We start from the raw sequence: 24,741 nt of genomic DNA, 5'->3' as shown, positions 1-24,741 counted from the left end.
CAGCCCAGAGGTTTGTCATGACCAACACACAGAAGACCCGCTGGCCGGAACTGCCGACCGCGGCGTGGCGCGACAGCTGTGCCACGCTCCAGCTCTTCACCCAGATCGCCGGCAAGATCCGGCTGGCGAAGTCGCCCTGGCTCAATCACTCCTGGCACGTCACGCTCTATGTCACGGCGCGCGGGCTGACGACCTCGCCGATCCCCGACGGCGATCGCACGTTCCAGATCGACTTCGATTTCATCGATCACGTGCTCCGCATCTCGACCAGCGACGGCACCGAACGGCAATTCGCGCTGGCCGGTCAATCGGTCGCAAGCTTCTACGCGGCGGTCATAAGCAATCTGAAGGACCTCGGCATCGACGTCGCCATTGACGAGATACCGAACGAAGTCGCCGATCCGATCCGCTTTTCGCAGGATACGCAGCATGCGTCGTACGACGCGGATGCCGTGCGCCGGTTTCACCAGATCCTCGTGAACTGCGATCGCGTGTTCAAGCAATTCCGGACCGGCTTCCTCGGCAAGGCGAGCCCGGTGCATTTCTTCTGGGGCAGCTTCGATCTCGCGGTGACGCGGTTTTCCGGCAGAACCGCGCCGCGGCATCCCGGCGGCGTGCCCCATTTGCCCGACGAGGTGGCACACGAGGCCTATTCGCACGAGGTCAGCAGCGCCGGCTTCTGGCCGGGCGGCGGCGCGATCGATTATCCTGCGTTCTATTCCTACGCCTATCCGGAACCCGCGGGCTATCGCAGCACGCCGGTGCGACCCGATGCTGCGTTCTTCAGCGAAGCGCTTGGCGAATTCATCCTGCCCTACGACGCCGTGCGGACGGCTGCCGACCCGGACAAGGCGCTGCTCGAATTCCTGCAATCGAGCTATGAGGCCGCGGCCATCAACGCGAACTGGGACCGTGCTGCGCTGGAATGCGCACCGGGCCAGCCGGGCGTGGTCCGAGGGGTCTAGCGGCGCGCCGCACCGGCGGCTCAATCCTCTTCGCGACGGGTCGCCTTGGACAGTCGACGAAGGCGCATGGGTTAAATTTCGTGTTACGTCTTTACCGCATCGTTGCTTGGCCGAGCTGTCTTTCGGACGACGCCCCGCGACCCCGGCCGGCTCGAACACAACAGGCAGTATATTCGTGAGCGCCCCGCAACCCGTCACGATCCCGCGACAACCATCGCACGCTGATCGGTCATGACGCGGCCATCGATCCTTGCCCTCGCGGTCAGCGCGTCGATTCTGCTGTCGGTCGCCGCGCGGGCCTGTCCCGCCTTGATCGAAGGCGTCCCGGCCGAGCGGCTCGAGGCGCTGTCACGCGGCGTCAATGCCGACGGCTGGATCGCCGATCCGCGGTCGGCGCCACCCCGCGCCCTGCTGCGCGAGCTGCGCAAGGCCGGCATGACCCACATCCGGCTGCCGGTGCCCGCCGACTTCGTCATGCCGCGCTTCGCCGCGAAAGCCGAGATCGACGGCCGCCTGCGCACCGTCGATGCGGCGCTCAAGACCCTGCTCGCGCTCGGCTATGCGGTGTCGATCGACTTGCACTCCGGCGAGCGCTTCAACGCGCTACACAAGGACGATCCGCCCAATGCGATGACCGAAATGAAGCGCGCCTGGACCGAGCTCGCACGGGTCATGCAGCGCTATCCGTCCGACCGTGTGTTTGCGGAACTGTTGAACGAGCCGGATGTCGAGGCCGCGCAATGGCAGGGCGAAGTCCGGGAGCTGGCCGGCTTCATTCGCGGCCTGCTGCCGCAGACCACACTGGTCACCGGGCCGGTCAACTGGCAGCGCGCGGATTCGCTGCCGGATTTCACTCCGCTCGACGATCCGAACGTCGTCTATGCCATCCACTTCTACGATCCGATGGTGTTCACCCATCAGGCCCATTGGGATCCGAATGAACCGCTGCACGACGTCACCGGATTGCCCTATCCGGTCCGCTCCGACGATCCCAAGGTTCAGCAGCTGCGGGAGCAACTCACCGCGCTGGACAGGCGCAAGGCGCTCGCGATGGTGGACCGTGCCATTCCCGACCGCGGCATTGACAAATGGCTCGAACCGGCGGCCGTCTGGCAACGGCAATATTCGCGGCCGATCATCATCAATGAATTCGGTGTGCTCAAGGCCGGCGCGCCGCGCGATAGCCGGCTGCGCTGGCTCGCCGGCGTGACCGCCTACGCCCGGCAACAATGCTGGGGCTGGACCCATTGGGAGCTGTCGCAAGGCTTCGGCCTCGCCGACCCGGTCACCGGCAAGGTCGACCGCGAGGCGCTGAGGGCCCTGCTCGGGACCCGCTGACCCATCTGGTTAACCGGTTCTTACACAATGCGCGGCTAGTGTGCTGAATGCGAAGTTCGTGCGATTTCGCGGCAGCCATTTTCACGAACTTCGCATTCATAAAGCACACTAGAATCATAAGTTTGCTAGTGTCCTTATCGAATCCGAAGTTCGCTCCGAAGGTGCGGCAAATGATGCGAACTTCGGATTCGGGACACTAGATCGACGATGCGGTGTGGCACGCCCACACGTCCGGTCACATTAGGTCAGAGCCTGTGCGAGCAGAGATAGCCCCGCGGCCGCTGTTGGCCGGCGATCTGATTCCTGCACTCAGCATCGCCGTGGCATCGATCGCATTCGCGCCGATCATCCAGGTGGCCAACGCCGGGCTCGCGATCGTCGTCGAAAGTCTGATCGGCTGCGCCATCGTGCTCGCGGTGCCGGCCTACGCGCCGTCGATCGCCATCTTCATCATCTTCTTCCAGAACCTCTTCGTCTCGATCCTGTCGTCCTATATGACGACCGAGCAGGAGATGGATTTCGTCAAGGGCTACAATTTCCTGGTCATCGCGGTGATGTGGCTGGTCACGCTGGCGCTCTACGCGCTGCACGAGCGGAAACATTCCGCCGAGATCGACCGGATCATGAAATGGGGGTTGATCACCCTCGCAACCGTAACGGCGTATTTCCTGCTCGGCGCCACGCAGGACTCGCACGCGGCCCTCGTCTATCTGCGCAACATTGCGCTGCCGCTGTTTCTGTTTCAGCTATCGCTGCTGACGGCCGCAACCTTCGAGATCCGCATCACGCCGTTCCTGGTGACGGTTGCCGCGCTGCTGATCGTCTGCGGATATGTCGAACTGCTGTTCCGCGATTTCTGGCTCTCCATCACCAACGGCTACACGTTCTGGCATTTCGACGAGCTGAAGGCGACCCGCTCCGGATCCTGGGAAGCCGAGATGCGCGCAACCGGCAGGGTGCCGGTAGATCTGATCGATCGCTTCCGTTTCAGCTTTCTCAACAGCCCGTTGTTCGAGGACCTCGGCCTTTCGTCGTTGCTGCGCATCTTCGGACCGAATATGAGCCCGATCAGCTTCGGTTACGGGATCGCCTTCTCCATCCTGTTCCTGTTCGCGGTCGGATATCGCTGGCTGGCCTTGGCCGCGATCCCGCTGCTGATTTGCTGTAGCGTAAAAGGCGCGCTCATCCTGGTCATCTTCGTGGCCCTGGCCTGGACGGCAACCTGGCTGCTCGGCGCCACCATCACCCTTGCCGTCGCGCTGGTCGGGCTCGTGCTGTACGCCATCGCGGCGATCTATATTGGACTCCAGATCGGCGACTTCCATGTGATCGGCTTCATGGGCGGGTGGGACGGCTTTCGGCAGAATCCGATCGGCCGCGGACTTGGCGTCGGCGGCAATCTCTCCGAAGGTTATTTCTCGATCGACTGGAACGCAGCGCAGGCGGCCGGCACGATGGACGGCGCGGTGGAGAGCGCCGTCGGCGTGCTGCTCTACCAGATGGGGATCGGCTCACTGGTGCCGCTTGGCTACTTCCTGGCGATGGCGCTGAAGGCCTGGCGCCTCTACGCCTCGTCGGGAATCCTCATCCAGGGGCTCGCCGCTTTCGGCACGATGGTCGTGCTGGTGAACGGCATCTTCCAGGAAGAGGCGCTGTTTGCGCCGCCGGCACTTGGGCTGTTGCTGTGCCTGACCGGGCTCGTGATCGGCCATCATCTGCGCACGCAGAGTGACGATCGGAAGGTCTCTGCGACCGACAGTGCTCCTCAATGAGGAGGGGCCCCGTCGGAGTGCGACCGAGGCCCCGCTCAACCCGCGCCGTCAGAGCGGCTTGATCTGCACCTTGCGGAACTTGACCACGCCCGAACCATACTGGAGCGCGATATAGCCGTTGGCGTGCTTGGAATCCTGGGCGTCGACGGTCTTCTGGCCGTTCAGCGTCACGACGAAATGCGGCCCCTGCGCCGTGATCTCGTAGACGTTCCATTTGCCGGCCGCCTTCGGCATCGGATCGACCTTGCCGACGTCGACAATCGCGCCGGTGCCGTAGGTCGGGTCCGGCCGCTTGTCGAAGATGTTGACCTCGTAGCAGACCTTGGAGTCGATCACCTTGTTGCCTTCGCAGCGGATGAAGATGCCGCTGTTGGCATCCTCGTCGGTCCAGAACTCCGCCCTGATCTGGAAATCCTTGTATTGGGTCTTGCTGACGAGATAGGAGAGATCCTTGCCGTCGAGCTTGTCGGCGACCAGCGCGCCGTCCTTCATCGCCCAATTGGCCTTGCCGACCTCGTCCCAGTCACCCTTCTTGGAGCTGTCGAGCAGCGTGACCCAGCCGTCGTCCCCCGAGGCGGCGGTGGAAAATTGCAGCGCGGCCGCACCGATCACAAGTCCCGCCGCCAGTATCGACAGATGCTTCTTCAAGGTTATCCTCCCGTCTTTTGGTTGGCGCGCAACCTATCATCGTCTGCGGCGGCGTAAATGCTTTTTCATATTGCAACTGCGTTGTGTCACGGATCGTTGCCGCAATCCTGAGATCAGACATGCACGGCGGCGTCTTGCCGGGCGGAAGCGAGGACGACTAGCATCGCGCGACGTATGGGCGCGGCAGTCGCCCGAGTAATCCGATCTGGGAGCATACCGATGACGGCGTCAAACCGACCTTGGCGATATCTGATGATGCCGTTGGCTTTTGCCGCGACGCTGAGCGTCAGTTCCGCGGCCGAGCTCAATCCGGCCGCCGTGACCTACAAGCTGCCTGATCAGATTCCCTGGAGCCCGGCTGACGCGCGCGGCGCGCAGAATGCGGTCGTGGTCGGCGATCCCTCGAAGCCCGGCTTCTACATGGTCTACACCAAATGGACCAAGGGCAATCACTTCAGCCGTCCGCATTTCCATCCCAACGACCGCTACATCGTGGTGCTCAAGGGCACCTGGTGGGTGGGCTCGGGTCCGAAATTCGATCCCGATCACGGCACCGTGGCGATGCCGGCCGGCAGCTTCGTCACCCATTTCGGCAAGCAGGTGCACTGGGACGGCGCCAAGGACGAGGACGCCGTGCTGCTGATCATGGGCGAAGGCCCGGCCACCGCGACCGAGGTCGAGCAGAAGTAGCCGGAACCGGCTAGCAACCTTTGCATCCAGGCGGCGTTTCATCCCCTCATCATCATGACGAGGAAATGACGCATGGCAAACGCCGCTGATATTCGGGAACATATGGATGTGATCTCGTCGGACAAGAAAACGGTCGGCAAGGTGGACCACATGGAAGGCACCGACCAGATCAAGCTGACCAAGCAAAGCTCGCCTGACGGTCGGCACCATCACTTCATTCCGCTGTCCTGGGTCGACCATGTCGACCAGCACGTCCACCTCAACAAATCGGGCTCCGACGTGACGGCGCATTGGCAGCACGGCCGCCAATAGCCGCGTTGCGCGGGGTGGGAGCGATGCTATCATCCCGGCCCAAGGAAGGGCCTTCGATGCATCCCGCCGCCAAGCTGCAATTTGCCCGCATCGTCGACGAGTTCGCGCGCTGGCGCGCCATTGCGGAACCGGAACGGCCGCCCGCGCCGGCCTGGTGGTGGGGGCCGGCATTCGAGATGCGCGATGCCGCCGAACCGCTGCCATCCGCCTGGAGCCGCCAGCTCCGCCTTGCCGACGGCGCGAGCTTTGCGGAGGCTGCCGTTGTGTTGCGCCAGACGTTGGCCGGCCAGGACATCCTGCCGTGGCCCTATGATTTCTCGCGCAAGGTCGAATCAACCGATTCCGACGTTCGCGACCTGCCCGTGCAGCCGTCAGACGACAGCGCGTTTCCGCCCTAGATCCGGCCCGGCCACGCTGGTCGCCTCGCCATCCAGCGACGGCTGCAACGGCGGCGACGCCTCTGCCTGCGACGGCTTCAACAATTCGGCGAGATCGCGCGGCGGCAGCGGCCGGCTGAACAGGAAGCCCTGCATCTCGTCGCAGGCATGGGCGCGCAGGAACTCCTGCTGCTCGGAGGTCTCGACGCCCTCGGCGACGATGGTCATGCCAAGCGCCTTGCCCAGCGAGATGATCGCCTGCGCGATCGCGACGTCCTCGGAATCATTGGGCAGGTCGCGTACGAAAGAGCGGTCGATCTTGATGGTGTCGATCGGGAACTGCTTCATCAGCGACATCGATGAATAGCCGGTGCCGAAATCGTCGATCGCCAGCCGAATGCCGCGATTCTGGATCGCGTCGAGCACGCGCACCGCACGCGTCACGTTGCGCATCACCATGCTCTCGGTGACCTCGAGCTGGAGCAACGCCGGCGACATGCCGCTCTCCTCCAGCGCCGCGTCGATGTCGTCGAGCAAGTTCGGATCGCCGAACTGCCGCGGTGAAAGGTTGACCGCCATCGTCACGGCCCTGAGGCCGCAGCGCTGCCACGCCATGTTCTGCCCGCAGGCTTCCTTCAACACCCAGCGGCCGATCGGCACGATCAGGCCGGTCTCCTCGGCAAGCGGGATGAACTGCCCCGGCGATACCTTGCCAAGCTCGGGATGGGTCCAGCGCAGCAGCGCCTCGACGCCGCTGATCTGCCCGCTCGCCATGTCCACCTTGGGCTGATAGTCGAGCGAGAATTGCTTGCGCTCGAGTGCGCGGCGCAATGCGCTCTCCATCGTCAAGCGCTCGATCGACTGCGCCCTGATCTCGTTGGAGAAGAAGCGGAAGCCATTCTTGCCGTCTTCCTTGGCGAGATACATCGCCATGTCGGCATTCTTGGTCAGCGTCTGCACGTCCGAGCCATCGGCCGGATACATCGCGATGCCGATCGAGGCCGTGGTGTGGCACTCATGCCCGCTGAGCTGCAGCGGCTGGCTGAGCGAAACCAGAAGATCGCCGGCGATGCGCTCGACGTCGTCGCGTTCGGCGGTTTCCTCGAGGATGACCACGAACTCGTCGCCGCCGAGCCGCGCCACCACGTCGCTCGCGCGCAACGATCCACGCAGCCGCTCGGCGATCGCCACCAGCAGCATGTCGCCTGCGTCGTGGCCGAGCGAGTCGTTGATCACCTTGAAGCGGTCGAGATCGATGAACAGCACCGCGAGCTGCCGGCGATGGCGATCCGCCGCCGAGATCGCGTGATGCAGCATCTCGTTGAACGTCTCGCGGTTGGGCAGATTGGTCAGGCTGTCGTGCGAGGCAAGATATTCGATGCGCTCGTCGGCCTTGTGTTTCTCATCGGCGCGATCGAAGCTCTCGAGCGCAAACGCCAGATTGTCGGCGAGGCGCTGCAGCAATTCGGCGAACTCCGGCGTGAACGTGTCCTTGTCGATCGCGACGAAGATCATGACCCCGACCACCTGCCCGCTGACAACAAGCGGAAACGAGGCGCTGGACTGCGTTCCATCGAGCCGCGCGCGCTCATGGAAAGCGGCGGTCTCGGGATCGGCAAAATAGTCGTTGATGATGCACGCCTTGCCGGAGCGGAACGCCCGACCGCAGGCGCCGCGCCCCTCGGGGTGCGCCTCGCTGGTCGAGAGCGTCACCTGGCGCGCGCCCTCCGCCGCCGGCCCCGCAATCGCGACGATCCGCAGATAGTCGCTTCCGGTCTGCGCCAGCGCGATCGTGGTCGAGGTGAACTTGCCGCCGGTCGCCGCCGCCGCGCAGACCAGTCGATACAATTCTGCGCGGGACTTCGCCCGCATGATCGCCTCATTGGTCGCGCTCAGCGCCGCGAACATCCGCGACAGCCGCTCCTTCTGCTCGTCGTCCCGCGCCTTCTCGTCGGCGCGATCGAAATTGGCAAGCGCGAACGACACGTTCTCGGCAAGCCGCTGCAACAGCGCCATCATCTCCGGGCTGAAGGTGCCGAACTCGCTGGAGAGAAACACCAGCGCGCCGATCGCCTCGCCGTTCTTGAGCAGCGGCAGGGCTGCGCCCGATTTGCTGCCGCTGTCGCGCACCGCCGGATAGACGTGCGATTCGGGGCCGAAATCGCTGAGATAGTCGTTGCTGATGCAGGGCCTGCGCGTGCGGATCGCAACGCCGGTCAGCGTCTGTCCCTCCGGACGCGTCGCGTCGGCCGACAGCTGAACCTCTCGGGCCCGCACCCGGTCCGGGCCCGAGGCGGCCACATTGTCCAGGAAGACCTCGCCCGGCCGCACCAGCCTGATCGTGGCCGAGACGAACTGGCCGCCGACCGCCGCGGCATCGCAGACCAGATCGAACAGTTCGCTGCGGGATTTCGCCCGCATGATCGCCTCGTTGGTCGCGCTCAGCGCCGCGAACATCCGCCGCAGCCGCTCCTTCTGCTCCTCGGTCCGCGCCTTCTCGTCGGCACGGTCGAAGCTGCCGAGCGCATAGGAGACGTTGTCGGCGAGCCGCTGCAGCAGCTCGGCGAATTCAGCCGAGAAGGTGTTGCGCTTGGCGGAGATGAACAGCATCACGCCGACCGGCTCGTCGTCGACGATCAACGGGAACGCCGCGCCCGATCGCGCATCCTCGCGGTCGATGACGTCGCGGAACGGATTGCTGGCGACGTCGCCCAGAAAATCGTTGTTGATGCAGGCGCGCCGCGAGCGGAACGCCCGGCCGCAGACGCCGCGCCCTTCGGGGCGAGCCTCGCTGCGCGAGACGTTGAGGCGGCGCGCATTTGCCGCGGTAGGCCCCGCGACCGCCATCATCTCCAGGAAATCGTCGCCGGGCTTCGCGATCAGGATGCTGGTGGAGTTGAATCCGCCGCCATGCGCCGCCGCCGCGCAGACCAGCTCGAACATCTCGAGCCGCGACCTCGCGCGCATGATCGCCTCGTTGGTCGCGCTCAGCGCCGCGAACATCCGCGACAGCCGCTCGCGCTCGGCGTCGGCCTTGGCCTTTTCGGTGGCACGGCCGAAATTGTCGAGCGCGACCGAGACATTCTCGGCGATCCCCGCGAGCAGCGCGATGATCTCCTCGTCACGCGCCCAGGAATTGCCGGTGAAGAAAATCAGGACGCCGACGCTCTTGCCGAACCGGGTGAGCGGCAGCGCCACGCAGGCCATCAGGCCGCTGCCGCCGATCGGCATATGCGACGGGCCCATCGATATCGGGATGTCGTGCTCGACGCAGGGCCGCTGGGTCCGGAACGCCTCGCCGCAAATCCCCTTGCCGTAGACGTTGTCCGGATCGGTCGAGAAGCGCGTCTGGGTGATCAGGTCGAGCGCCTCGCCGGTGCCGGCGACAGGCTCGAACCAGTGCGTGTCGGGTTCGGCCAGCAGCACCACCGTCGCGAAGGACTTTCCGCTGAACACCGCGGCATCGCAGACCCGCTGATAGAGATCGTGCTCGGTCTTGGCGCGAAGGATCGCCTCGTTGGTTGCGCTGATCGCACCGAACATGCGGTTGAGCCGACGCATCGCCCGCTCGCCGCTCTTGCGCGAGGCCTCGTGGTCGAAATTATCGAGCGCGAAGGACACGTTCGCGGCCATGCGCTCCAGCAGCGAAACGGCCTCGTCGCTGAGCGAATTGATCTCGCGCCGCGTCACCATGAAGACGCCGACGCTGCGCCGGTTGCAAACCAGCGGCACCGCGGCGGCCGCCCCGACGCCGGCCGCTGCCGCGCCGCTGCGCCAAGCCGCCGAAACAGCGTCGTTGACATAGTCGTTGCGGACGCAGGCCTTCTGGTCGCGGAACGCGCGGCCGGCCACGCCTTCGCCCTCCGGGGTGTTGGCGATCGCGGAAATGGTGATGCTGCATAGTCGCGCGACATCGTCGCCGTAGCCAGCCGCGAACCTCAAGAGACCGGTATCCGGCTCCAGCAAAAACACGGTCGCGGCCAGGAAGCTCCCGCTCGAGAACGCGGCTTCGCAGACCTTGCCGTACAATTCTTCTGGTGATTTCGCGTACAGGATCGCTTCGTTGGTGGCACTCAACGCCGCGAAGGTACGCCCGATGCTCGACTGCACGATTCCTGAAGGCCCGGGGGCCAACCCCTCCAATCTGGCAGGGAACATTGCCCGCGAGAGGCCTAAGTGGTGGTTAGCGTATCCGGCAAGTTGCACGACAAAGTAAACGGCTGACGAACGCCGGCGGCGGTTTTCCGGGATATTACGGACACCGGTGTGCCAGCCTGAGGCGGAGGGTGGCGAGGCGCGGATGGACGTCCTGCTCGCGCCGCCCGAGCAGCCAAATTCCGCATCGCGACCGCGCCCGTTCCACTCCGTGAAATCGCGGCGGCGAGCACCCTGCTGGCGGTATGGCCGCCCGGATTTTTCTGCCCTTGCTCGCCCCTCGGCGCTTTGAGAGCATGACGTCGACAACAGCAAGCACGACCCGCGCATCACGCGGGCAGACCGCGAGGAAAATCCCATGCCGATCGTCCAGGCCGACCGTCTCACGCGCATCGGCGCGGCACTCCTCAAGGGTGCCGGCGCATCGGAGGAGGAAGCCAGCGCAGTCGCCTCCGGCTGCGTCAACGCCAACCTCGCCGGCCACGACTCCCACGGCGTGATCGCAATCCCGACCTATATCGACCGCATCAAGGCCGGCCACATCGTGCCCGGCGCGAAATGGACCATCGTGCAGGAGACCCCGACCACGACCGTGATCGACGGTCATTGGGGCTTCGGCTTCCACGTCAACGCCAAGGCGATGGAGATGACCATCAACAAGGCGAAGACCGCCAATGTCGCGGCCTGCACGGTGTTCCGCCAAAGCCACGTCGGACGGCTGGCGCACTACCCGATGATGGCGATGCGCGAGGGGATGATCGGGATTGCGGCCGCCGATTCCGGCCGCTCGCCGAAGCACGTGGCGCCGTTCGGCGGCCGCGAGGCCCGGCTCGGCACCAACCCGCTCTCGATCGCGGTGCCCTCCGACCTCGAGGCGCCATTCTATCTCGATATGGCGACCTCGGCAGTCGCCGCCGGCAAGATCCAGCTCGCGGTGGCGCGTGGCGAGAGCATCCCGAAGGGTTGGATCATCGATGCCGAGGGGCGCGACACCACTGACCCGAAAGACTACCGCAAGGGCGGCGCGCTGCTGCCGCTCGGCGGCAGCGAAGGCTACAAGGGCTCGGGCCTTGCCGCGATGATCGAGGTGCTGTGCGGCCTCCTGACCGGGCTCGGCTTCGGCGTCGAGCCGACCGGCCGACACAACGACGGCTGCTTCATGGCGGTGTTCAACGTCGCCGCATTCCGTCCGCTCATGGACTTCAGGAAGGAGGTCGCCGACTTCGCCCGCTATTTGAAATCGACGCCGCCCTCGGAAGGGAGCCGCGGCGTGTTCTATCCCGGCGAGATCGAATATCTGCGCGAGCAGCAGCGGCGCAAGGACGGCATCGAGATCGAGGATGCGACCTGGGACAAGCTCAAGGCGCTCGCCGCCGATTACAAGCTCACCGATGAGCTCGACCTTCGCTGATAGTTGCGGACACAGGAGAACGACATGACACGGCAAATGGCGCTGGTTGGCTTTTTGCAGGCGCAGAACTGCACCAACCTGCCGAGCTCCTGGCGTCACCCGGAATCGCGCGACGATTCGATGTCGGCGGACTACTATCAGGAGATCGCGCGCATCCTGGAGCGCGGCAAGTTCCACATGGCGTTCTTCGACGATCGCCTCGCAATGCCCGATCGCTACGGCAACGATCACGCCCACACCGTCGAATACGGCATCCGCTGCGTGAAGATGGACCCGATCGTGGTGCTGACCACGATGGGCATGGTCACCACCAAGCTCGGCCTCGCCTCGACCGCCTCCACCACCTATTTCGAGCCGTTCGACGTCGCCCGCCGTTTCGCCACGCTCGACCTGATGACGGGTGGCCGCGCCGCCTGGAACGTGGTGACGTCGGTCAATGACGGCGAAGCGCTCAACATGGGCCGCGAGCAGCATCTCGAGCACGACCATCGCTATGACCGCGCCGACGAGTTCATGGAGGTGGTGCTCGGCCACTGGGACGCCTGGGAAGACGGTTCGCTGCTGATCGACAAGAAGAGCGGCCGCTTCGCCGATCCGACCAAGGTGAAGCGGCTCGACCACAAGGGCACATTCTTCACCTCGCGCGGCCCGTTCACGGTGCCGCGCTCGCCGCAGGGCCATCCCGTCGTGATCCAGGCCGGCGCCTCCGGCCGCGGCCAGCGCTTTGCCGGGCGTTGGGGTGAGGTGATCTTCACCGCGGCGCGCAACCTCGCCAATGCCAGGCAGGGCTATGACGCGATCCGGGGCGAAGCCGCCAAGGCCGGGCGCGATCCCGACCAGATGTTCCTCTGCAATCTGATCACGCCGGTCACCGGCGCGACCAAGGCCGAGGCCGAGGACCGGATGGCGGTGATCCAGAAGCTGCCGCTCGAGATCGACGCGTTGTCGCTGCTCGCCGAAGGCCTCAACTTCGATTTCGGCGCCAAACCGATCGACGAGCCGCTAACCACCGAGGAGTTGCAGGGCATGCAAGGCATGCTCGGCATCCGCGACGGCGTGCTGCGCACCTCCGGCAAGACCAATCCCTCGACCCGCGACTTCATCACCTTCTCCGGCCGCGGCCAGGTGCAGGACGCGATGGTCGGCGGCCCGAAGGAGATCGCCGACCGGCTGGAGGAGATGTTTGTCAATCGCGGCTGCGACGGCTTCGTCGTCGCGGCGAGCTACGTGCCGGGCTCCTATGCCGACTTCGTCAACCACGTGGTGCCCGAACTGCAGAAGCGCGGGCTGTTCCACAAGGATTACGCCGGCACGACGCTGCGCGAGAATCTCGGACTGAAGCGCCCGGCCGCGGGCGCCTGGAAGACCCGCGCGCAGGCCGCGGAATAGAGGGACATCATCATGCGCTGGCTGAAATTTACTGCCGCAGGCACTACGTCTTGGGGCCTCGTCGAGGGCGACGCCGTCACCACCGTCAATGGCGATCCCTTCGGTGAATGGAGCAAGACGTCGAAGACGCATGCGTTGAAGGACGTCAAGATCGAGCTGCCGCTGATCCCGCGCACCTTCTACTGCGTCGGGCTGAATTATTTGAAACACCTCAAAGAAGCCGCCGACAAGGCCGGCACGGTGCCGAACGTTCCCGATCGTCCCGAGATCGGCTACCGCGCGCAGAACGCGCTGATCGCCCATGACGAGAACGTCGTGATCCCCGCGAGCGCGACCGAGAAGATCCATTACGAGGGCGAGCTCGTCGTCGTGATCGGCAAGACCGCCAAGCACCTGACCGAGGCCAACGCGATGGACTGCGTGTTCGGCTACACCATCGGCAACGACGTCTCCGAACGCAGCTGGCAGAAGGCCGATCGCGGACTGTGGCGTGCCAAGAACGCCGATACCTTCAAGCCGATGGGTCCGTGGATCGAGACCGATGTCGACCTCGACCGCATGGAGACCGCGATCCGCGTCAACGGCAAGGAAACCGGCCGCTTCCACACCAACGAGATGATCTTCGGCATCGTCCCGTTCCTCGTCGAACTGACCAAATATTTCACGCTGTCGCCCGGCGACGTGATCTGGATGGGCACCGACGGCGCCTCGCCGGACCTGAAGGACGGCGACGTGGTCGAGATCGACATCACCGGCATCGGCACGCTGCGGAACAGGTTCGTGAGGGAGAAGGTGTGAGGCGGCTTGCACCACTTTAGAGCCGTCATCCTGAGGTGCTCGCGAAGCGAGCCTCGAAGGATGCACGGCCGCCGCTCCATCCTTGCGTCGAGAGCCGGGCCGTCGTGCTTCGAGGCTCGCTGCGCTCGCACCTCAGCATGACGGTGATGGACCGGGTCGCTTCTCTCTCCATTTGTCGTCCCGGCTTTCGCCGGCACGACGGCGAGTTTGTGGCGCCGCTGGTGGATCACACACTCGCATTCTCGCGACATCATTTGCCCGACGGGCCATCGTGACGTGATCACATAGCCGTTCGCATCGTGACAACACAGGGCGAAGCGCAATAAGGTCCGCGCGCACTCATCAGACAAGTCAGCCATGCCACTTTCACGCCGAACGTTGCTTCAGGGCTCCCTGCTATCGGCCGCAGGGATCGTTTGCGGGCCGTCGACCGCCCTTGCCGGGCAGCCCGCGGAGCTTCCGACGTCGGAGCAACGCAAGCAGATGGCTGACCTGGCCGCCGACTTCATGAAGGACTACGATGTACCGGGTCTTTCGATCGCGATCGCAATCAAGGGAAAGCCGGCTTATGTCGAGGCGTTCGGGGTTGCGGATCGGGAGACCGGCGAAGCATTGACCCCGCAACACCGCTTCCGGATCGCGAGCATATCGAAGCCTGTGACCTCGACCGGGATCTTCACCCTGATCGAGGCCGGCAAATTGCGGCTCGGCGACTATGTGTTCGGCGCAAGCTCCATTCTCGGCAAGGACTATCCGACGACACCCACGCTGCCAAGCTTGATGCCACCCGGCTCGTCTCGCTCCCATGTCGAGCAGATCACGGTCGAGCATCTCTTGACCCACACCACCGGGACCTGGGGAAACCAGTCTCGCGATCCGATGTTCATGAACCAGAACCTGAAGCATCGCGAACTGATCGGCTGGACGCTGGAGCATATGCCGCTCACCAGTCCGCCAGGCGAAGCCTATGCCTATTCGAACTTCGGCTATTGCATCCTCGGCCGCGTGATCGAAAAGCTGAGCGGCCAGAGCTACGAGCAATACATCAAGGACGCCGTCCTGAAGCGATGCGGCATCACCGACATGCAGATTGCCGGCAATACGCTGGGCGAGCGCGCAAGCAACGAAGTGAAATACTACAGCCAGACCGGCGATCCGTACCGGATGAACGTCGCCCGGATGGATTCGCACGGCGGCTGGATTGCGACGCCGGGCGATTTGACGACGCTGTTCGTCCATATCGACGGCTTCAAGGACACTGAGCAGCTGCTGACCGACGACAGCCTCCGCGTCATGAGCACCCCCAGCGCCATCAACCCCCGCTACGCCAAGGGCCTGTTCGTCACCGCGAACAATAATTGGTGGCACAGCGGCCTCCTGGACGGAACGACGACGATCTCGGTGCGAACCAGCGGCGATTTCTGCTGGTCGGCGTTCACCAACACCAGGTCGCGGGAAGGCATGACCCGCGCCCTCGACCTGCTGGTCTGGCACATGGTCAAGACGGTGCCTGACTGGCATCCTCAGAAGCGCGCCTAGACCCTCCCGTCATTCCGAGATGACGTGAACGAGCAATGCAAATCCGGGCTCTCCTCACCGCGCGGCCCGCGGCCTGCTCTTCACGTGATCGATGAAGGCGCGCAGCTTCGGCATGATCTGGCGATGGCCGGGATAGTAGAGGAACACGCCCGGCGTCGTCGGCGCGAATGGCTCCAGCACGCGGACGAGCTTCTTCTCCTTGACGGCGCCTGATATCAGCGGTGCGGGGACTTGCGCGAGGCCCACGCCTTCGATGGCGGCGCCGACCAGCGTCGGAAAATCATGGCCGATGAAGGATCCCGACACGGCAAGCTCGATCGAACGGCCATTGTCGTTCAGCGACCACGGCGCGAGCCCTCCGTTCGACCGCCGGAGCCGCAGGCACGCGTGTTCGCGCAGATCGTCCGGGCGCTTGGGGCGGCCGCGGCGCGCGAGATAGTCCGGGCTGCCGACGATGGCGAACGGGAACGGCTTGGTCAGGCGCACCGCGACCATGTCCGGATTGATGAACTGGCCCATCCGGATGCCGGCATCGAAGCCGCCGGCGGCGAGGTCGACCAATTCCTCGCTGGCGGCGAGCTCGACCTCGATCTCGGGATAGGCCTTGCAGAACGAGGCGATCAGCGGCTCGAGCAGGATCGGCACCACCGAGCGCGGCACGGTGAGACGCAACAGTCCGGCGGGCTTCTGCCCGAGCTCGCGCGCCGCCCCGCTCGCTGCGACCAGCTCCTCGAATGCCGGTCTTGCGCGCGCCAGAAACCGTTCGCCGGCGTCGGTCAGTCCGACGCTGCGGGTGGTGCGGATGAACAGCACTGCGCCGAGGCGCGCCTCGAGGGCGCGCACCGCCTGGCTGATCGCCGATGGCGTGACGCCGAGCTCGGCCGCCGCGCGGCGAAAACTGCGGTGCTGAGCGACGGCAAGGAATGCCTCGACGCCGTCGAGCGCGCCCTGCCGGACTGTGAAGTTCTGCTTCATGGCCCGTGAACATTATCGCGAATAGTCGCTCGCGGAAAGCTGCCTTACATCGGAGCCACAAGCAGCAGCAACGCGACGCGCGCTGCTCACGCGACATCACGACATCCGTCGTGAACGGAGACATGCGACCGATGCAAGCAATCCGTCACACAATCCTGGCTCTCACCCTCACTCTGACAGGCGCCACCATCATGACCGCTCCCTCCCCTGCTCAAGCCCAAGTACAGGCACAAGCCGCCTCCACCATCACCGCAGGCGTGATGGTCATCCTCACTGCGAAAGCCGGCGTCACCCGCGATCAGGTGATGGCCGTGATGCCGGACGAAATCCGGCAGACCGTGCAGCTCTATCTCAACGGCAAGATTCGCGAATGGTATTCGCGCTCCGACGGGCGCGGCGTGGTCTTTCTGCTCGACGCCAAGGATGTATCCGAGGCGCACGCGATCATGGAAGGGCTGCCGTTGTCCAAGCTCGATCTGATGGATCACGAGTACATCGGGGTCGGCCCGCTGCTGCCGCTCCGCCTGCTCGTCGCCAAGCCCTGAGCGTCAAGGTCCTGAACGCAAGCCAACCGAACCGATCGACAACAAGGGAATCCGCCGATGCCCCCGGGCTTCAATCTTCCATTCGTCCTCAGCGTCGCCGGCGGGCTTCTGACAAGTGCCGTCGTGGCCGTCACCTACGTCTGGCCGGCGCTCCGCGCGATGCCGCGTGACAACGCGCTCCGGCTGCTCGCAGCGTTCCATGCGTTCAGGTTCCTGGGCATGAACTTCATGGTGGCCGGGTTCGTGTCGCCGCAATTGAGCGCGGATTTCGCCAGCGAGGTCGGATGGGGCGATCTCGTCGCCGCCGTTCTCGCGCTGCTTGCGATGGCTGCGCTGTCTTGGCGGTGGGCGATCGCGATTCCGATCGTCTGGGTCTTCAACGTCTGGGGCACGCTGGATCTGCTCAATGCCTATTACAACGGCGTGAAGATCGGCGATCCCGGCCTGTTCGGCGCCGGCATCTACATTCCGGCGCTCTATGTGCCGCTGCTGCTGGTCAGCCATGTCATGGTGTTCATGATTCTGTTGAAGACCAAGTCGACAGAACAGGCAGCATGACCGGTATCCTCGTAGGATGGGTAGAGCGCAGCGAAACCCATCGCTTCCAACCCGCGGCACCATGATGGGTTTCGCTTCGCTCTACCGATCCTACCGACTACTTCGACCGTCATCCCCGCGCAAAGGCTTCGCCTTTGTCGCTGGAGGCGCGAGCCTCGCGGCGCACTTGCGCCGCTGGGCGAGCCTCGAAGGATGCACGGCCCGGCTGGTGGCCGTTCGCCCTTCGAGACGGCCGCTACGCGGCCTCCTCAGGGTGACGGGACAGAAAATTGAGCGCGCGGCCCCATCATCGTCGTCAGACACATCACTTCAAAACGGCAACGCCACGCCGGTCTTGATCTCCTTCAGGATCACGTTGGTACGGACGTGGCGGATGCCTGGGATGCGGAACATGAACTCGTCGAGGAATTTGTTGTAGGCGTCCATGTCGCGCACCACGACGCGCAGGTGATAATCGGCGTCGCCGGTGGTCGCGAAGCATTCCAGCACTTCGCGGCGCTTCATCACCCGCGCGACGAACTCGTCGACGAATTTGACGTCGTGGCGCTCGAGCGAAACGTGCAGGATCGCCGAGGTCGCAAAGCCTGCGCGCTCGCGCGCGACCAGCGCCGAATAGCCCGAGATGACACCGGACTCTTCCAGCGCACGGACCCGGCGCCAGCACGCCGAGGTCGACATCCCGACGGTTTCCGCAAGCTGCTGGTTGGTGGCGCGGCCGTCCTTCTGCAGTTCGGCGAGGATTTTCTCGTCCTGCTCTTCGACCATTGCGAGGCCCTCGATTTGGTAGATCCTACCGAACTACATCGTTCTCAGCAATATCCTGCCGATTTTTCCGCGACAAATGAATGGATAGGTAAGACCTACCACGCCCACAGGCATAGCCTTGTCGGATCAGACATCGCGAATCCCGGAGAGGTAAGTCATGGGCCAGATGCCGTTGCTCGACGCCTATCAGCTGTCCGAGCGCTACAGCCGCGACCGCGGCCGCGTCTTCCTCACCGGCACGCAAGCGATCGTCCGCATCGTGCTCGACCAGGCGCGGCGCGACCGCGCTGCCGGTCTCAACACCGCGGGCTTCATCTCCGGCTATCGCGGCTCGCCGCTCGGCGGCGTCGATCTCGAACTGTGGAAGATCGGCGAGCAGCTCAAGGACAGCCGCATCGAATTCCTGCCCGCGGTGAATGAGGACCTCGCGGCGACCGCCGTACTCGGCTCGCAGCAGGTCGAGACGCAAAGAGATCGCGAGGTCGATGGCGTGTTCGCCCTTTGGTACGGCAAGGGCCCCGGCGTCGACCGTTCCGGCGATGCGCTGAAGCACGGCAATGCCTATGGCTCCTCGCCGCGTGGCGGCGTGCTCGTCGTCGCGGGCGACGACCATGGCTGCGTGTCGTCCTCGATGCCTCATCAGTCCGACGTCGCCTTCATGAGCTGGTTCATGCCGACGCTGCATCCGGCCGATATCGGCGAATATCTCGCATTCGGCGAGTATGGGTACGCGCTGAGCCGGTTCTCCGGCATGTGGGTCGGCTTCAAGGCGATCTCGGAGATCGTGGAGTCCGGCGCCTCGGTCGAGCTGCGGCCGCCGCGCCGTTTCGTGCAACCGGATTTCGTGCCGCCGCCCGGCGGCCTGCATTATCGCTGGCCGGATCTGCCGGGCCCGCAGATCGAGGAACGGCTGGAGGCGAAGAAGCACGCGGTCTACGCCTTCGCGAAAGCCAATCCGATCGATCGCCACATCTACGACATCAAGGATGCGAGCTACGGCATCGTCACCACGGGCAAGGCGCATCTCGATCTGATGGAGGCGCTGCGGCTAGTCGGGCTGGATGAAGCCGCGTGCCGCCGCTTCGGCATCGACATCTACAAGGTCGGCATGGTGTGGCCGCTGGCGCTGCACGATGCGATGGAGTTCGTGAAAGGCAAGCGCGAGATCCTCGTGGTCGAGGAGAAGCGCGGCATCATCGAGAGCCAGTTCAAGGAGTATTTCTACGACTATCCCGGCGCCAAGCCGGACCGGATGGTCGGCAAACATGACGAGAGCGGCGCGCGGCTGATCTCCTGGACCGGCGAATTGTCGCCGCGCATGCTCGCCGACGTGCTGGCGCGCCGGCTCGACCCGATGTTTCCGGAATTGCAACTCGCTCGCCGCGTTGCCGCGCTGGTGCCCGAACAGGACCGCATGATCGCGGTGCCGGGCGCGACCCGTACGCCGTATTTCTGCTCGGGCTGCCCGCATAACACCTCGACGAAAGTGCCCGAGGGCTCCAAGGCGCTGGCCGGCATCGGCTGCCATTTCATGGCAAGCTGGATGGACCGCGAGACCTCGTCGCTGATCCAGATGGGCGGCGAAGGCGTCAACTGGGCGGCGTCATCGAAATTCACCGGCAACAGCCACGTCTTCCAGAATCTCGGCGAAGGCACCTACTATCACTCCGGCTCGATGGCGATCCGGCAGGCGATCTCTGCGAAAGCCAACATCACCTACAAGATCCTGTTCAATGACGCGGTGGCGATGACCGGCGGCCAGCCGGTCGACGGCCCGGTCAGCGTGCAGGCGATCGCGCACTCTGTCCGCGCCGAGGGCGTCGCGCGGATCGCGCTGGTGTCGGACGATCCCGCGCATTTCTCGCCGGCGGATCTGCCCGCCGGCGTCACCATCCATCCGCGCGAGGCGATGGATGCCGTGCAGCGCGAGCTGCGCGCAATTCCCGGCGTCACCGTGCTGATCTATCAGCAGACCTGCGCCACCGAGAAGCGGCGGCGGCGCAAGCGCGGCACGATCGAGGATCCCGCGCGCTTCGCCTACATCAACGACCTCGTCTGCGAGGGCTGCGGCGACTGCTCGGTGGAATCCAACTGCCTCAGCGTCGAGCCGAAGGAAACGCCGTTCGGCCGCAGGCGCCGGATCAACCTCTCAACCTGCAACAAGGACTTTTCCTGTCTCAACGGCTTCTGCCCGAGCTTCGTCACCATCGAGGGCGGCAAGCGGCGGGCGAAGAGCGCGAGCGCGATCGATCCGCTGGCGCGCGCAGCCGCGCTGCCGGTACCGGAGCTTGCGGGACTGGAGCGGCCCTATGATCTCCTTGTCACCGGCGTCGGCGGCACCGGCGTCATTACAGTCGGCGCATTGATCGCGATGGCCGCGCATCTCGAGGGCCGCGGCGTCTCGGTGCTCGACTTCACCGGTTTTGCGCAGAAGTTCGGCCCCGTGCTGAGCTACCTGCGGCTGGCGGTTACGCCCGACGCGCTGCATCAGGTGCGGATCGACCAGGGCGCGGCTGACGCGCTGATCGGTTGCGACCTCGTGGTGAGCTCGTCGGCAAAAGCATCCGGCACCTATCGCAAGGGAATGCGCGCCGCGGTCAATATCGCCGAGATGCCGACCGGCGACGTGGTGCGCTTTCGCGATGCCGACCTCGCCTCGCCGGTTCGCTTGCGCGCGATCGAGCGAGTGATCGGGTCGGGCAACCTCACCATGATCGACGCCAACGCGCTGGCCGAGCGGCTGCTCGGCGACAGCGTCTTTGCCAACATCATGATGCTCGGCTTCGCCTGGCAGCAGGGCCTGGTGCCGGTCTCGCTGGAGGCGCTGACGCGCGCGATCGAATTGAACGGCGTCGCCATCGAGCGCAACAGGCAGGCGCTGGCCTGGGGCCGGATCGCCTTCGCCGATCCGGAGTTCTTGCCGAAGGCCGACGGTGCTGCGGCCGATGACCCGGAGACGCTGGAGCAGGTGATCGCGAGGCGCGCCGATTTCCTCAGGGCGTATCAGGACGAGGCCTATGCCGCGCGCTATCGGGCGACAATCTACCGCGTGCGTCGCGCCGAAGTGGCGCTCAGCAGCGAGACCTTGACCGACGCCGTGGCCCGGTCGCTGTTCAAGCTGATGGCCTACAAGGACGAATACGAAGTGGCGCGGCTGCATATGCAGAGCGGCTTCCTCGACGAGCTCAGCCAGGAATTCGACGGCGACTTCACGGTGCAATATCACCTTGCGCCGCCGTTCCTGCCAGCGCGGCGCGATGCACGGGGACGGCCGAGGAAGCGCGCGTTCGGACAGTGGATCCAGACGCCGCTGCGGTTGCTCGCGAGCCTGAAAGGGCTGCGCGGCACACCCTTCGACCTGTTCGGCTACGCCGCGGAGCGCCGCACCGAGCGCGAGCTGATTACCTGGTATGAGGCGCTGATCGAGACCATGCTCGGCAAGCTCGACGAGGCACGGCTGCCCGATCTCGTCGCGCTGGCAAAGGCGCCGATGGAGATCCGCGGCTATGGGTCGGTGAAAGACGCCGCGATCGAAAAGACCAGGGCGGAGGTTGCGCGGCTCACCGCGCGACTTGCCTCCGCCCCGTCAGACCAAGGCGACGGCTCAGGCCGCCGCGCGGCGCTTGGCGGGTGATATCAGGCCGACCACGACAGTCGCGAGCACCGCCACGACGATGTTGAGCAGCAACGCGCCGAGGCCGACATAGAAGCTGTAGCTGGCATCGCCGAGCGAGATGCTGGCGAGCGGCTTCAGCCCGTTGCTCCACGCCGTATACGTGCCCCAGCCGATGCCGACCGCCCAGCCGAGCAGCAGCCCTTCGGCGCGGAACCAGACGGTGAACAGCCCGAACACCAGCGCCGGCAGCGTCTGCACGATCCAGAGGCCGCCAAGCAGTTGCAGGTCGAGCGCATATTGCGTCGGCAGGAACAAGATGAAGGCGAGCGCACCGACCTTGACCACCAGCGATGTGATCTTCGCCACCGACGCCTCACCGGCGTGCGAGATGTCCGGGTTGACGTAGGACTTCCAGACATTGCGCGTGAACAGGTTGGCGGCGCCGATGCTCATCACCGCCGCCGGCACCAGCGCGCCGATCGCGATCGCCGAGAACGCAAAGCCCGCGAACCATTCCGGGAACAGCGTCTTGAACAGCATCGGCACCACGTCGTTCGGCGAGGTCACCTTGATGCCGGCGGCATAGGCCATGTAGCCGAGCAGCGCGATCAGGCCGAGCAAGAGCGTATAGGCCGGCAGCAGGATCGCATTCTTGCGGATGGTATCCGCCGACTTCGAGGCGAAGATGCCGGTCAGCGTGTGCGGATACATGAAGGCGGCGAGCGCCGAGCCCAGCGCCAGCGTCGCATAGGGCAGATACTGTCCGGGCTTCAACGTCAGGCCGGTGGCGCCGCCCTTGGCCGTGAAGGCGTCGTTGGCGGCCGCGAACACCGCGCCGTAGCCGCCGAGCTTTGCCGGCACCACGACCACGGCGGTCAGCACCACGATGTAGATCATGATGTCCTTGACGAAGGCGATCAGCGCCGGCGCCCGCAGGCCGGAGCTATAGGTATAGAGCGCGAGGATGACGAAGGCGGCGATGATCGGCAGCTCTCCTGATAGCCCCATCGCCTTGATCACGACCTCCATGCCGATCAGCTGCAGCGCGATGTAGGGCATGGTCGCGACGAGGCCGGTCAGCGCCACCGCGAGCTCGAGCGCGCGCGAGCCATAGGCGCCGTGGACGACATCGGCGGCAGTGACGTAGCCGTTCGCATGCGCCTTCTTCCACAGCACCGGCATGACCGCGAATACGAAGGGATAGACGATGATGGTGTAGGGCAGCGCGAAGAAGCCGTAGGCACCGACCGCGTAGGCCAGCGCCGGCACCGCGATCACGGTGTAGGCGGTGTAGAAATCGCCACCGACCAGGAACCAGGTGATCCAGGTGCCGAACTGGCGACCGCCGAGGCCCCATTCGTCGAGATGCTCGCTGACCGGGCCGGATTTCCAGCGCGCCGCGAAGAAGCCCATCACGGTGACGAGCGCGAAAAAGAAGATGAAGACGGAGAGCGCCACCCAGGCGATGTGATCGGTCATGGCTGTCCCCTCACCGCGGCTCGTCGGTATCGGGCCGACGGCTGCGATAGACCAGCCAGATCAAGAGCGAGGAGATCGGCACCCAGGCGAGCTGGTACCAGTAGAAGAAGGGAAAGCCGAACAGGGAAGGCTCGACGAAATTATAGAACGGCACCCACAGCAAGCCGATGAACGGCAGCAGCAACAGAATCCACATGGCCTACTCTTCAACGCAAGACATAGCTCAAGGCGGAGGTTCCGCTGATCATGGCAACGATCCAGGAACCGGTCCGTTGCGTCTAGAATCACGGTTACGGCAATGCGACGCAAAAAGATGTGATCGTCACCTGGCGCATGCCGCCTATTCGGCCTTGATGCCGGCGTCCTTTATCACCTTGCGCCAGCGCGCCTCCTCGCCGGCAAAGTAGCGGTCGAGCTCGGCCGGAGGAGAGGCCACCATCACGAGGCCCTCATTGACGCTGAGCTTCTTGAAGGCCTCCGCCTGCACGGCCTTGGCCGCCGATCTGTTGAGGCGGTCGATGATGTCGGTCGGCGTATTCGCCGGCACGTAGAGGCCGTACCAGGATTCGGCGACATAGCCGGAGGCGCCGGCTTCCGAGACCGTCGGCAATTGCGGGAACGCAGGCGAGCGTTCGGCCGACGTCACTCCGATCGCGCGCAGCTGCCCGGCCTCGACCAGCGAGGCGCAGCTTGCCACCGTGGTGAACATTACCTGGATCTGGCCACCCAAGAGGTCGGTGATGGCAGGCGCCGCGCCCTTGTAGGGAACGGTGGTGAGATTGACCCCGGCCATGTACTTGAACAGTTCGCCGGCGAGATGCGCCGAGGTGCCGGTGCCATAGGTGCCGTAGGACAGCTTTTCCGGATCGGCCTTCGCGGCCGCGATCAGATCGGCAATCGACTTGATCGGCGAAGCGGGATTGACCACAACGACGTTGAAGGAGCGCGCCACCAGCGCCACGGGCACAAAATCCTTGTGCGCATCATAAGGCAGCTTGCTGTAGAGGCTCGGATTGACCGCGTTGGCGAAGGTCGCCATCAGCAGCGTGTAGCCGTCGGATGGGCTCGCCGCGACGCTCTGCGTGCCGATGATGGTGCCCGCCCCCGGCTTGTTCTCGATGATGACGGTGACGCCGAGATCCTTCTGCATCTCCTGCGCCAGCGTCCGCGCCACGACATCGGTGCCGCCGCCCGGCGCGAACGGCACCACGATCTTGACGATGTGGTCGGGATAGGCGGCGCGCGCCGGCAGTTGCAGCAGCAGGTTTGCTGCGAGCGCGAACAGGAGTGATGCGAGGAGACGAAACGGCATGACGGACCCCGGCAGGTGAGGCGATCTTCATACACGCAACGGCTATGCAACGGCTGCCGGGTGGTCATGACGCGGAAGGAACGTCGTACTATTAGTC

The 24,741-nt window shown here is 64.8% G+C and carries 20 protein-coding genes; 13 read left to right on the top strand and 7 right to left on the bottom strand.

Annotated features, from left to right (window positions below; genetic code table 11):
- Positions 1 to 17: 17 nt before the first annotated feature.
- The 3 genes from ACVMIH_RS33635 to ACVMIH_RS33625 all read left to right on the top strand — a co-directional run bounded on the left by ACVMIH_RS33635 (position 18) and on the right by ACVMIH_RS33625 (position 4,075).
- Positions 18 to 965: a DUF5996 family protein gene (locus tag ACVMIH_RS33635; RefSeq protein WP_456853214.1), complete on the top strand. Its 948-nt coding sequence runs from the start codon at positions 18 to 20 to the stop codon at positions 963 to 965.
- Positions 966 to 1,196: 231 nt separating this feature from the next.
- Positions 1,197 to 2,303 (top strand): glycoside hydrolase family 5 protein, encoded by a 1,107-nt coding sequence (locus ACVMIH_RS33630; RefSeq protein WP_057015455.1) that lies wholly within the window; start codon positions 1,197 to 1,199, stop codon positions 2,301 to 2,303.
- Positions 2,304 to 2,587: 284 nt separating this feature from the next.
- Entirely contained in the window at positions 2,588 to 4,075 is a 1,488-nt protein-coding gene (locus tag ACVMIH_RS33625) for a hypothetical protein (protein ID WP_057015456.1), read from the top strand.
- Between the two features lie 48 nt (positions 4,076 to 4,123).
- Here the strand turns inward: ACVMIH_RS33625 and ACVMIH_RS33620 are convergent, their stop codons facing one another.
- Positions 4,124 to 4,723 (bottom strand): 3-keto-disaccharide hydrolase, encoded by a 600-nt coding sequence (locus tag ACVMIH_RS33620; RefSeq protein ID WP_057015457.1) that lies wholly within the window; start codon positions 4,721 to 4,723, stop codon positions 4,124 to 4,126.
- A 252-nt stretch (positions 4,724 to 4,975) separates the two neighbouring features.
- On the opposite strand from ACVMIH_RS33620, the gene ACVMIH_RS33615 reads away from it, so the two are divergent.
- The 3 genes from ACVMIH_RS33615 (at position 4,976) to ACVMIH_RS33605 (ending at position 6,123) form a co-directional block, all read left to right on the top strand.
- The gene (locus ACVMIH_RS33615) at positions 4,976 to 5,413 is read left to right on the top strand and encodes a cupin domain-containing protein (protein WP_057015484.1); all 438 of its coding nucleotides are present in this window, start codon (positions 4,976 to 4,978) and stop codon (positions 5,411 to 5,413) included.
- Positions 5,414 to 5,485: 72 nt separating this feature from the next.
- On the top strand, positions 5,486 to 5,725 hold the full coding sequence (locus tag ACVMIH_RS33610) for a DUF2171 domain-containing protein (protein ID WP_456793727.1): 240 nt from the start codon (positions 5,486 to 5,488) through the stop codon (positions 5,723 to 5,725).
- Between the two features lie 56 nt (positions 5,726 to 5,781).
- The gene (locus ACVMIH_RS33605) at positions 5,782 to 6,123 is read left to right on the top strand and encodes a hypothetical protein (protein ID WP_057015459.1); all 342 of its coding nucleotides are present in this window, start codon (positions 5,782 to 5,784) and stop codon (positions 6,121 to 6,123) included.
- Here ACVMIH_RS33605 and ACVMIH_RS33600 read toward each other — a convergent pair.
- Positions 6,097 to 10,212 (bottom strand): bifunctional diguanylate cyclase/phosphodiesterase, encoded by a 4,116-nt coding sequence (locus tag ACVMIH_RS33600; RefSeq protein WP_057015460.1) that lies wholly within the window; start codon positions 10,210 to 10,212, stop codon positions 6,097 to 6,099. The genes ACVMIH_RS33605 and ACVMIH_RS33600 overlap by 27 nt on opposite strands.
- A gap of 403 nt (positions 10,213 to 10,615) precedes the next feature.
- Here ACVMIH_RS33600 and ACVMIH_RS33595 point away from each other — a divergent pair, with 403 nt between their 5' ends.
- The 4 genes from ACVMIH_RS33595 to ACVMIH_RS33580 all read left to right on the top strand — a co-directional run bounded on the left by ACVMIH_RS33595 (position 10,616) and on the right by ACVMIH_RS33580 (position 15,394).
- Positions 10,616 to 11,668, top strand: coding sequence for an Ldh family oxidoreductase (locus ACVMIH_RS33595; RefSeq protein WP_057015461.1), 1,053 nt, complete (start codon positions 10,616 to 10,618; stop codon positions 11,666 to 11,668).
- A gap of 24 nt (positions 11,669 to 11,692) precedes the next feature.
- A complete protein-coding gene (locus tag ACVMIH_RS33590; protein WP_253588116.1) occupies positions 11,693 to 13,057 on the top strand; it encodes an LLM class flavin-dependent oxidoreductase in 1,365 nt (454 codons plus the stop codon).
- Between the two features lie 12 nt (positions 13,058 to 13,069).
- Entirely contained in the window at positions 13,070 to 13,855 is a 786-nt protein-coding gene (locus tag ACVMIH_RS33585) for a fumarylacetoacetate hydrolase family protein (RefSeq protein ID WP_057015462.1), read from the top strand.
- 483 nt (positions 13,856 to 14,338) lie between these two features.
- Positions 14,339 to 15,394, top strand: coding sequence for a serine hydrolase domain-containing protein (locus tag ACVMIH_RS33580; RefSeq protein ID WP_245311279.1), 1,056 nt, complete (start codon positions 14,339 to 14,341; stop codon positions 15,392 to 15,394).
- A gap of 54 nt (positions 15,395 to 15,448) precedes the next feature.
- Here the strand turns inward: ACVMIH_RS33580 and ACVMIH_RS33575 are convergent, their stop codons facing one another.
- The gene (locus ACVMIH_RS33575) at positions 15,449 to 16,369 is read right to left on the bottom strand and encodes a LysR family transcriptional regulator (protein ID WP_057015464.1); all 921 of its coding nucleotides are present in this window, start codon (positions 16,367 to 16,369) and stop codon (positions 15,449 to 15,451) included.
- A gap of 191 nt (positions 16,370 to 16,560) precedes the next feature.
- On the opposite strand from ACVMIH_RS33575, the gene ACVMIH_RS33570 reads away from it, so the two are divergent.
- Positions 16,561 to 16,914 carry a hypothetical protein gene (locus ACVMIH_RS33570; protein ID WP_456864750.1) on the top strand — a complete coding sequence of 118 codons (354 nt, stop codon included), beginning with the start codon at positions 16,561 to 16,563 and terminating at the stop codon, positions 16,912 to 16,914.
- Positions 16,915 to 16,971: 57 nt separating this feature from the next.
- Positions 16,972 to 17,472, top strand: a complete 501-nt coding sequence (locus tag ACVMIH_RS33565) for a hypothetical protein (RefSeq protein WP_456864748.1) — start codon at positions 16,972 to 16,974, stop codon at positions 17,470 to 17,472.
- Between the two features lie 309 nt (positions 17,473 to 17,781).
- Here ACVMIH_RS33565 and ACVMIH_RS33560 read toward each other — a convergent pair whose 3' ends face one another.
- Positions 17,782 to 18,237, bottom strand: a complete 456-nt coding sequence (locus ACVMIH_RS33560; protein ID WP_057015467.1) for an Lrp/AsnC family transcriptional regulator — start codon at positions 18,235 to 18,237, stop codon at positions 17,782 to 17,784.
- A 157-nt stretch (positions 18,238 to 18,394) separates the two neighbouring features.
- On the opposite strand from ACVMIH_RS33560, the gene ACVMIH_RS33555 reads away from it, so the two are divergent.
- On the top strand, positions 18,395 to 21,871 hold the full coding sequence (locus ACVMIH_RS33555) for an indolepyruvate ferredoxin oxidoreductase family protein (RefSeq protein WP_057015468.1): 3,477 nt from the start codon (positions 18,395 to 18,397) through the stop codon (positions 21,869 to 21,871).
- Here the strand turns inward: ACVMIH_RS33555 and mctP are convergent.
- From mctP to ACVMIH_RS33540, 3 genes are all read right to left on the bottom strand, one after another.
- A complete protein-coding gene (mctP, locus tag ACVMIH_RS33550) occupies positions 21,842 to 23,332 on the bottom strand; it encodes a monocarboxylate uptake permease MctP (protein ID WP_057015469.1) in 1,491 nt (496 codons plus the stop codon). The two genes, ACVMIH_RS33555 and mctP, sit on opposite strands and share 30 nt — an antisense overlap.
- A 10-nt stretch (positions 23,333 to 23,342) precedes the next feature.
- Positions 23,343 to 23,528: a DUF3311 domain-containing protein gene (locus tag ACVMIH_RS33545; protein WP_057015470.1), complete on the bottom strand. Its 186-nt coding sequence runs from the start codon at positions 23,526 to 23,528 to the stop codon at positions 23,343 to 23,345.
- 144 nt (positions 23,529 to 23,672) lie between these two features.
- Positions 23,673 to 24,644, bottom strand: coding sequence for a tripartite tricarboxylate transporter substrate binding protein (locus tag ACVMIH_RS33540; protein ID WP_456864746.1), 972 nt, complete (start codon positions 24,642 to 24,644; stop codon positions 23,673 to 23,675).
- Positions 24,645 to 24,741 lie beyond the last annotated feature (97 nt).

It is taken from the genome of Bradyrhizobium sp. USDA 4503 (assembly GCF_054055815.1).
The sequence above is the reverse complement of the archived record's forward strand: the minus strand, read 5'-3'. Positions and strand labels throughout refer to the sequence as shown.

Coding starts and splice junctions, on each gene's coding strand:
- ACVMIH_RS33635 (WP_456853214.1), top strand. CDS start 18: ATGACCAACACACAGAAGACCCGCTGGCCGGAACTGCCGACCGCGGCG.
- ACVMIH_RS33630 (WP_057015455.1), top strand. CDS start 1,197: ATGACGCGGCCATCGATCCTTGCCCTCGCGGTCAGCGCGTCGATTCTG.
- ACVMIH_RS33615 (WP_057015484.1), top strand. CDS start 4,976: ATGATGCCGTTGGCTTTTGCCGCGACGCTGAGCGTCAGTTCCGCGGCC.
- ACVMIH_RS33610 (WP_456793727.1), top strand. CDS start 5,486: ATGGCAAACGCCGCTGATATTCGGGAACATATGGATGTGATCTCGTCG.
- ACVMIH_RS33605 (WP_057015459.1), top strand. CDS start 5,782: ATGCATCCCGCCGCCAAGCTGCAATTTGCCCGCATCGTCGACGAGTTC.
- ACVMIH_RS33595 (WP_057015461.1), top strand. CDS start 10,616: ATGCCGATCGTCCAGGCCGACCGTCTCACGCGCATCGGCGCGGCACTC.
- ACVMIH_RS33590 (WP_253588116.1), top strand. CDS start 11,693: ATGACACGGCAAATGGCGCTGGTTGGCTTTTTGCAGGCGCAGAACTGC.
- ACVMIH_RS33585 (WP_057015462.1), top strand. CDS start 13,070: ATGCGCTGGCTGAAATTTACTGCCGCAGGCACTACGTCTTGGGGCCTC.
- ACVMIH_RS33580 (WP_245311279.1), top strand. CDS start 14,339: ATGGCTGACCTGGCCGCCGACTTCATGAAGGACTACGATGTACCGGGT.
- ACVMIH_RS33575 (WP_057015464.1), bottom strand. CDS start 16,369: ATGAAGCAGAACTTCACAGTCCGGCAGGGCGCGCTCGACGGCGTCGAG.
- ACVMIH_RS33570 (WP_456864750.1), top strand. CDS start 16,561: ATGACCGCTCCCTCCCCTGCTCAAGCCCAAGTACAGGCACAAGCCGCC.
- ACVMIH_RS33565 (WP_456864748.1), top strand. CDS start 16,972: ATGCCCCCGGGCTTCAATCTTCCATTCGTCCTCAGCGTCGCCGGCGGG.
- ACVMIH_RS33560 (WP_057015467.1), bottom strand. CDS start 18,237: ATGGTCGAAGAGCAGGACGAGAAAATCCTCGCCGAACTGCAGAAGGAC.
- ACVMIH_RS33555 (WP_057015468.1), top strand. CDS start 18,395: ATGGGCCAGATGCCGTTGCTCGACGCCTATCAGCTGTCCGAGCGCTAC.
- mctP (WP_057015469.1), bottom strand. CDS start 23,332: ATGACCGATCACATCGCCTGGGTGGCGCTCTCCGTCTTCATCTTCTTT.
- ACVMIH_RS33545 (WP_057015470.1), bottom strand. CDS start 23,528: ATGTGGATTCTGTTGCTGCTGCCGTTCATCGGCTTGCTGTGGGTGCCG.
- ACVMIH_RS33540 (WP_456864746.1), bottom strand. CDS start 24,644: ATGCCGTTTCGTCTCCTCGCATCACTCCTGTTCGCGCTCGCAGCAAAC.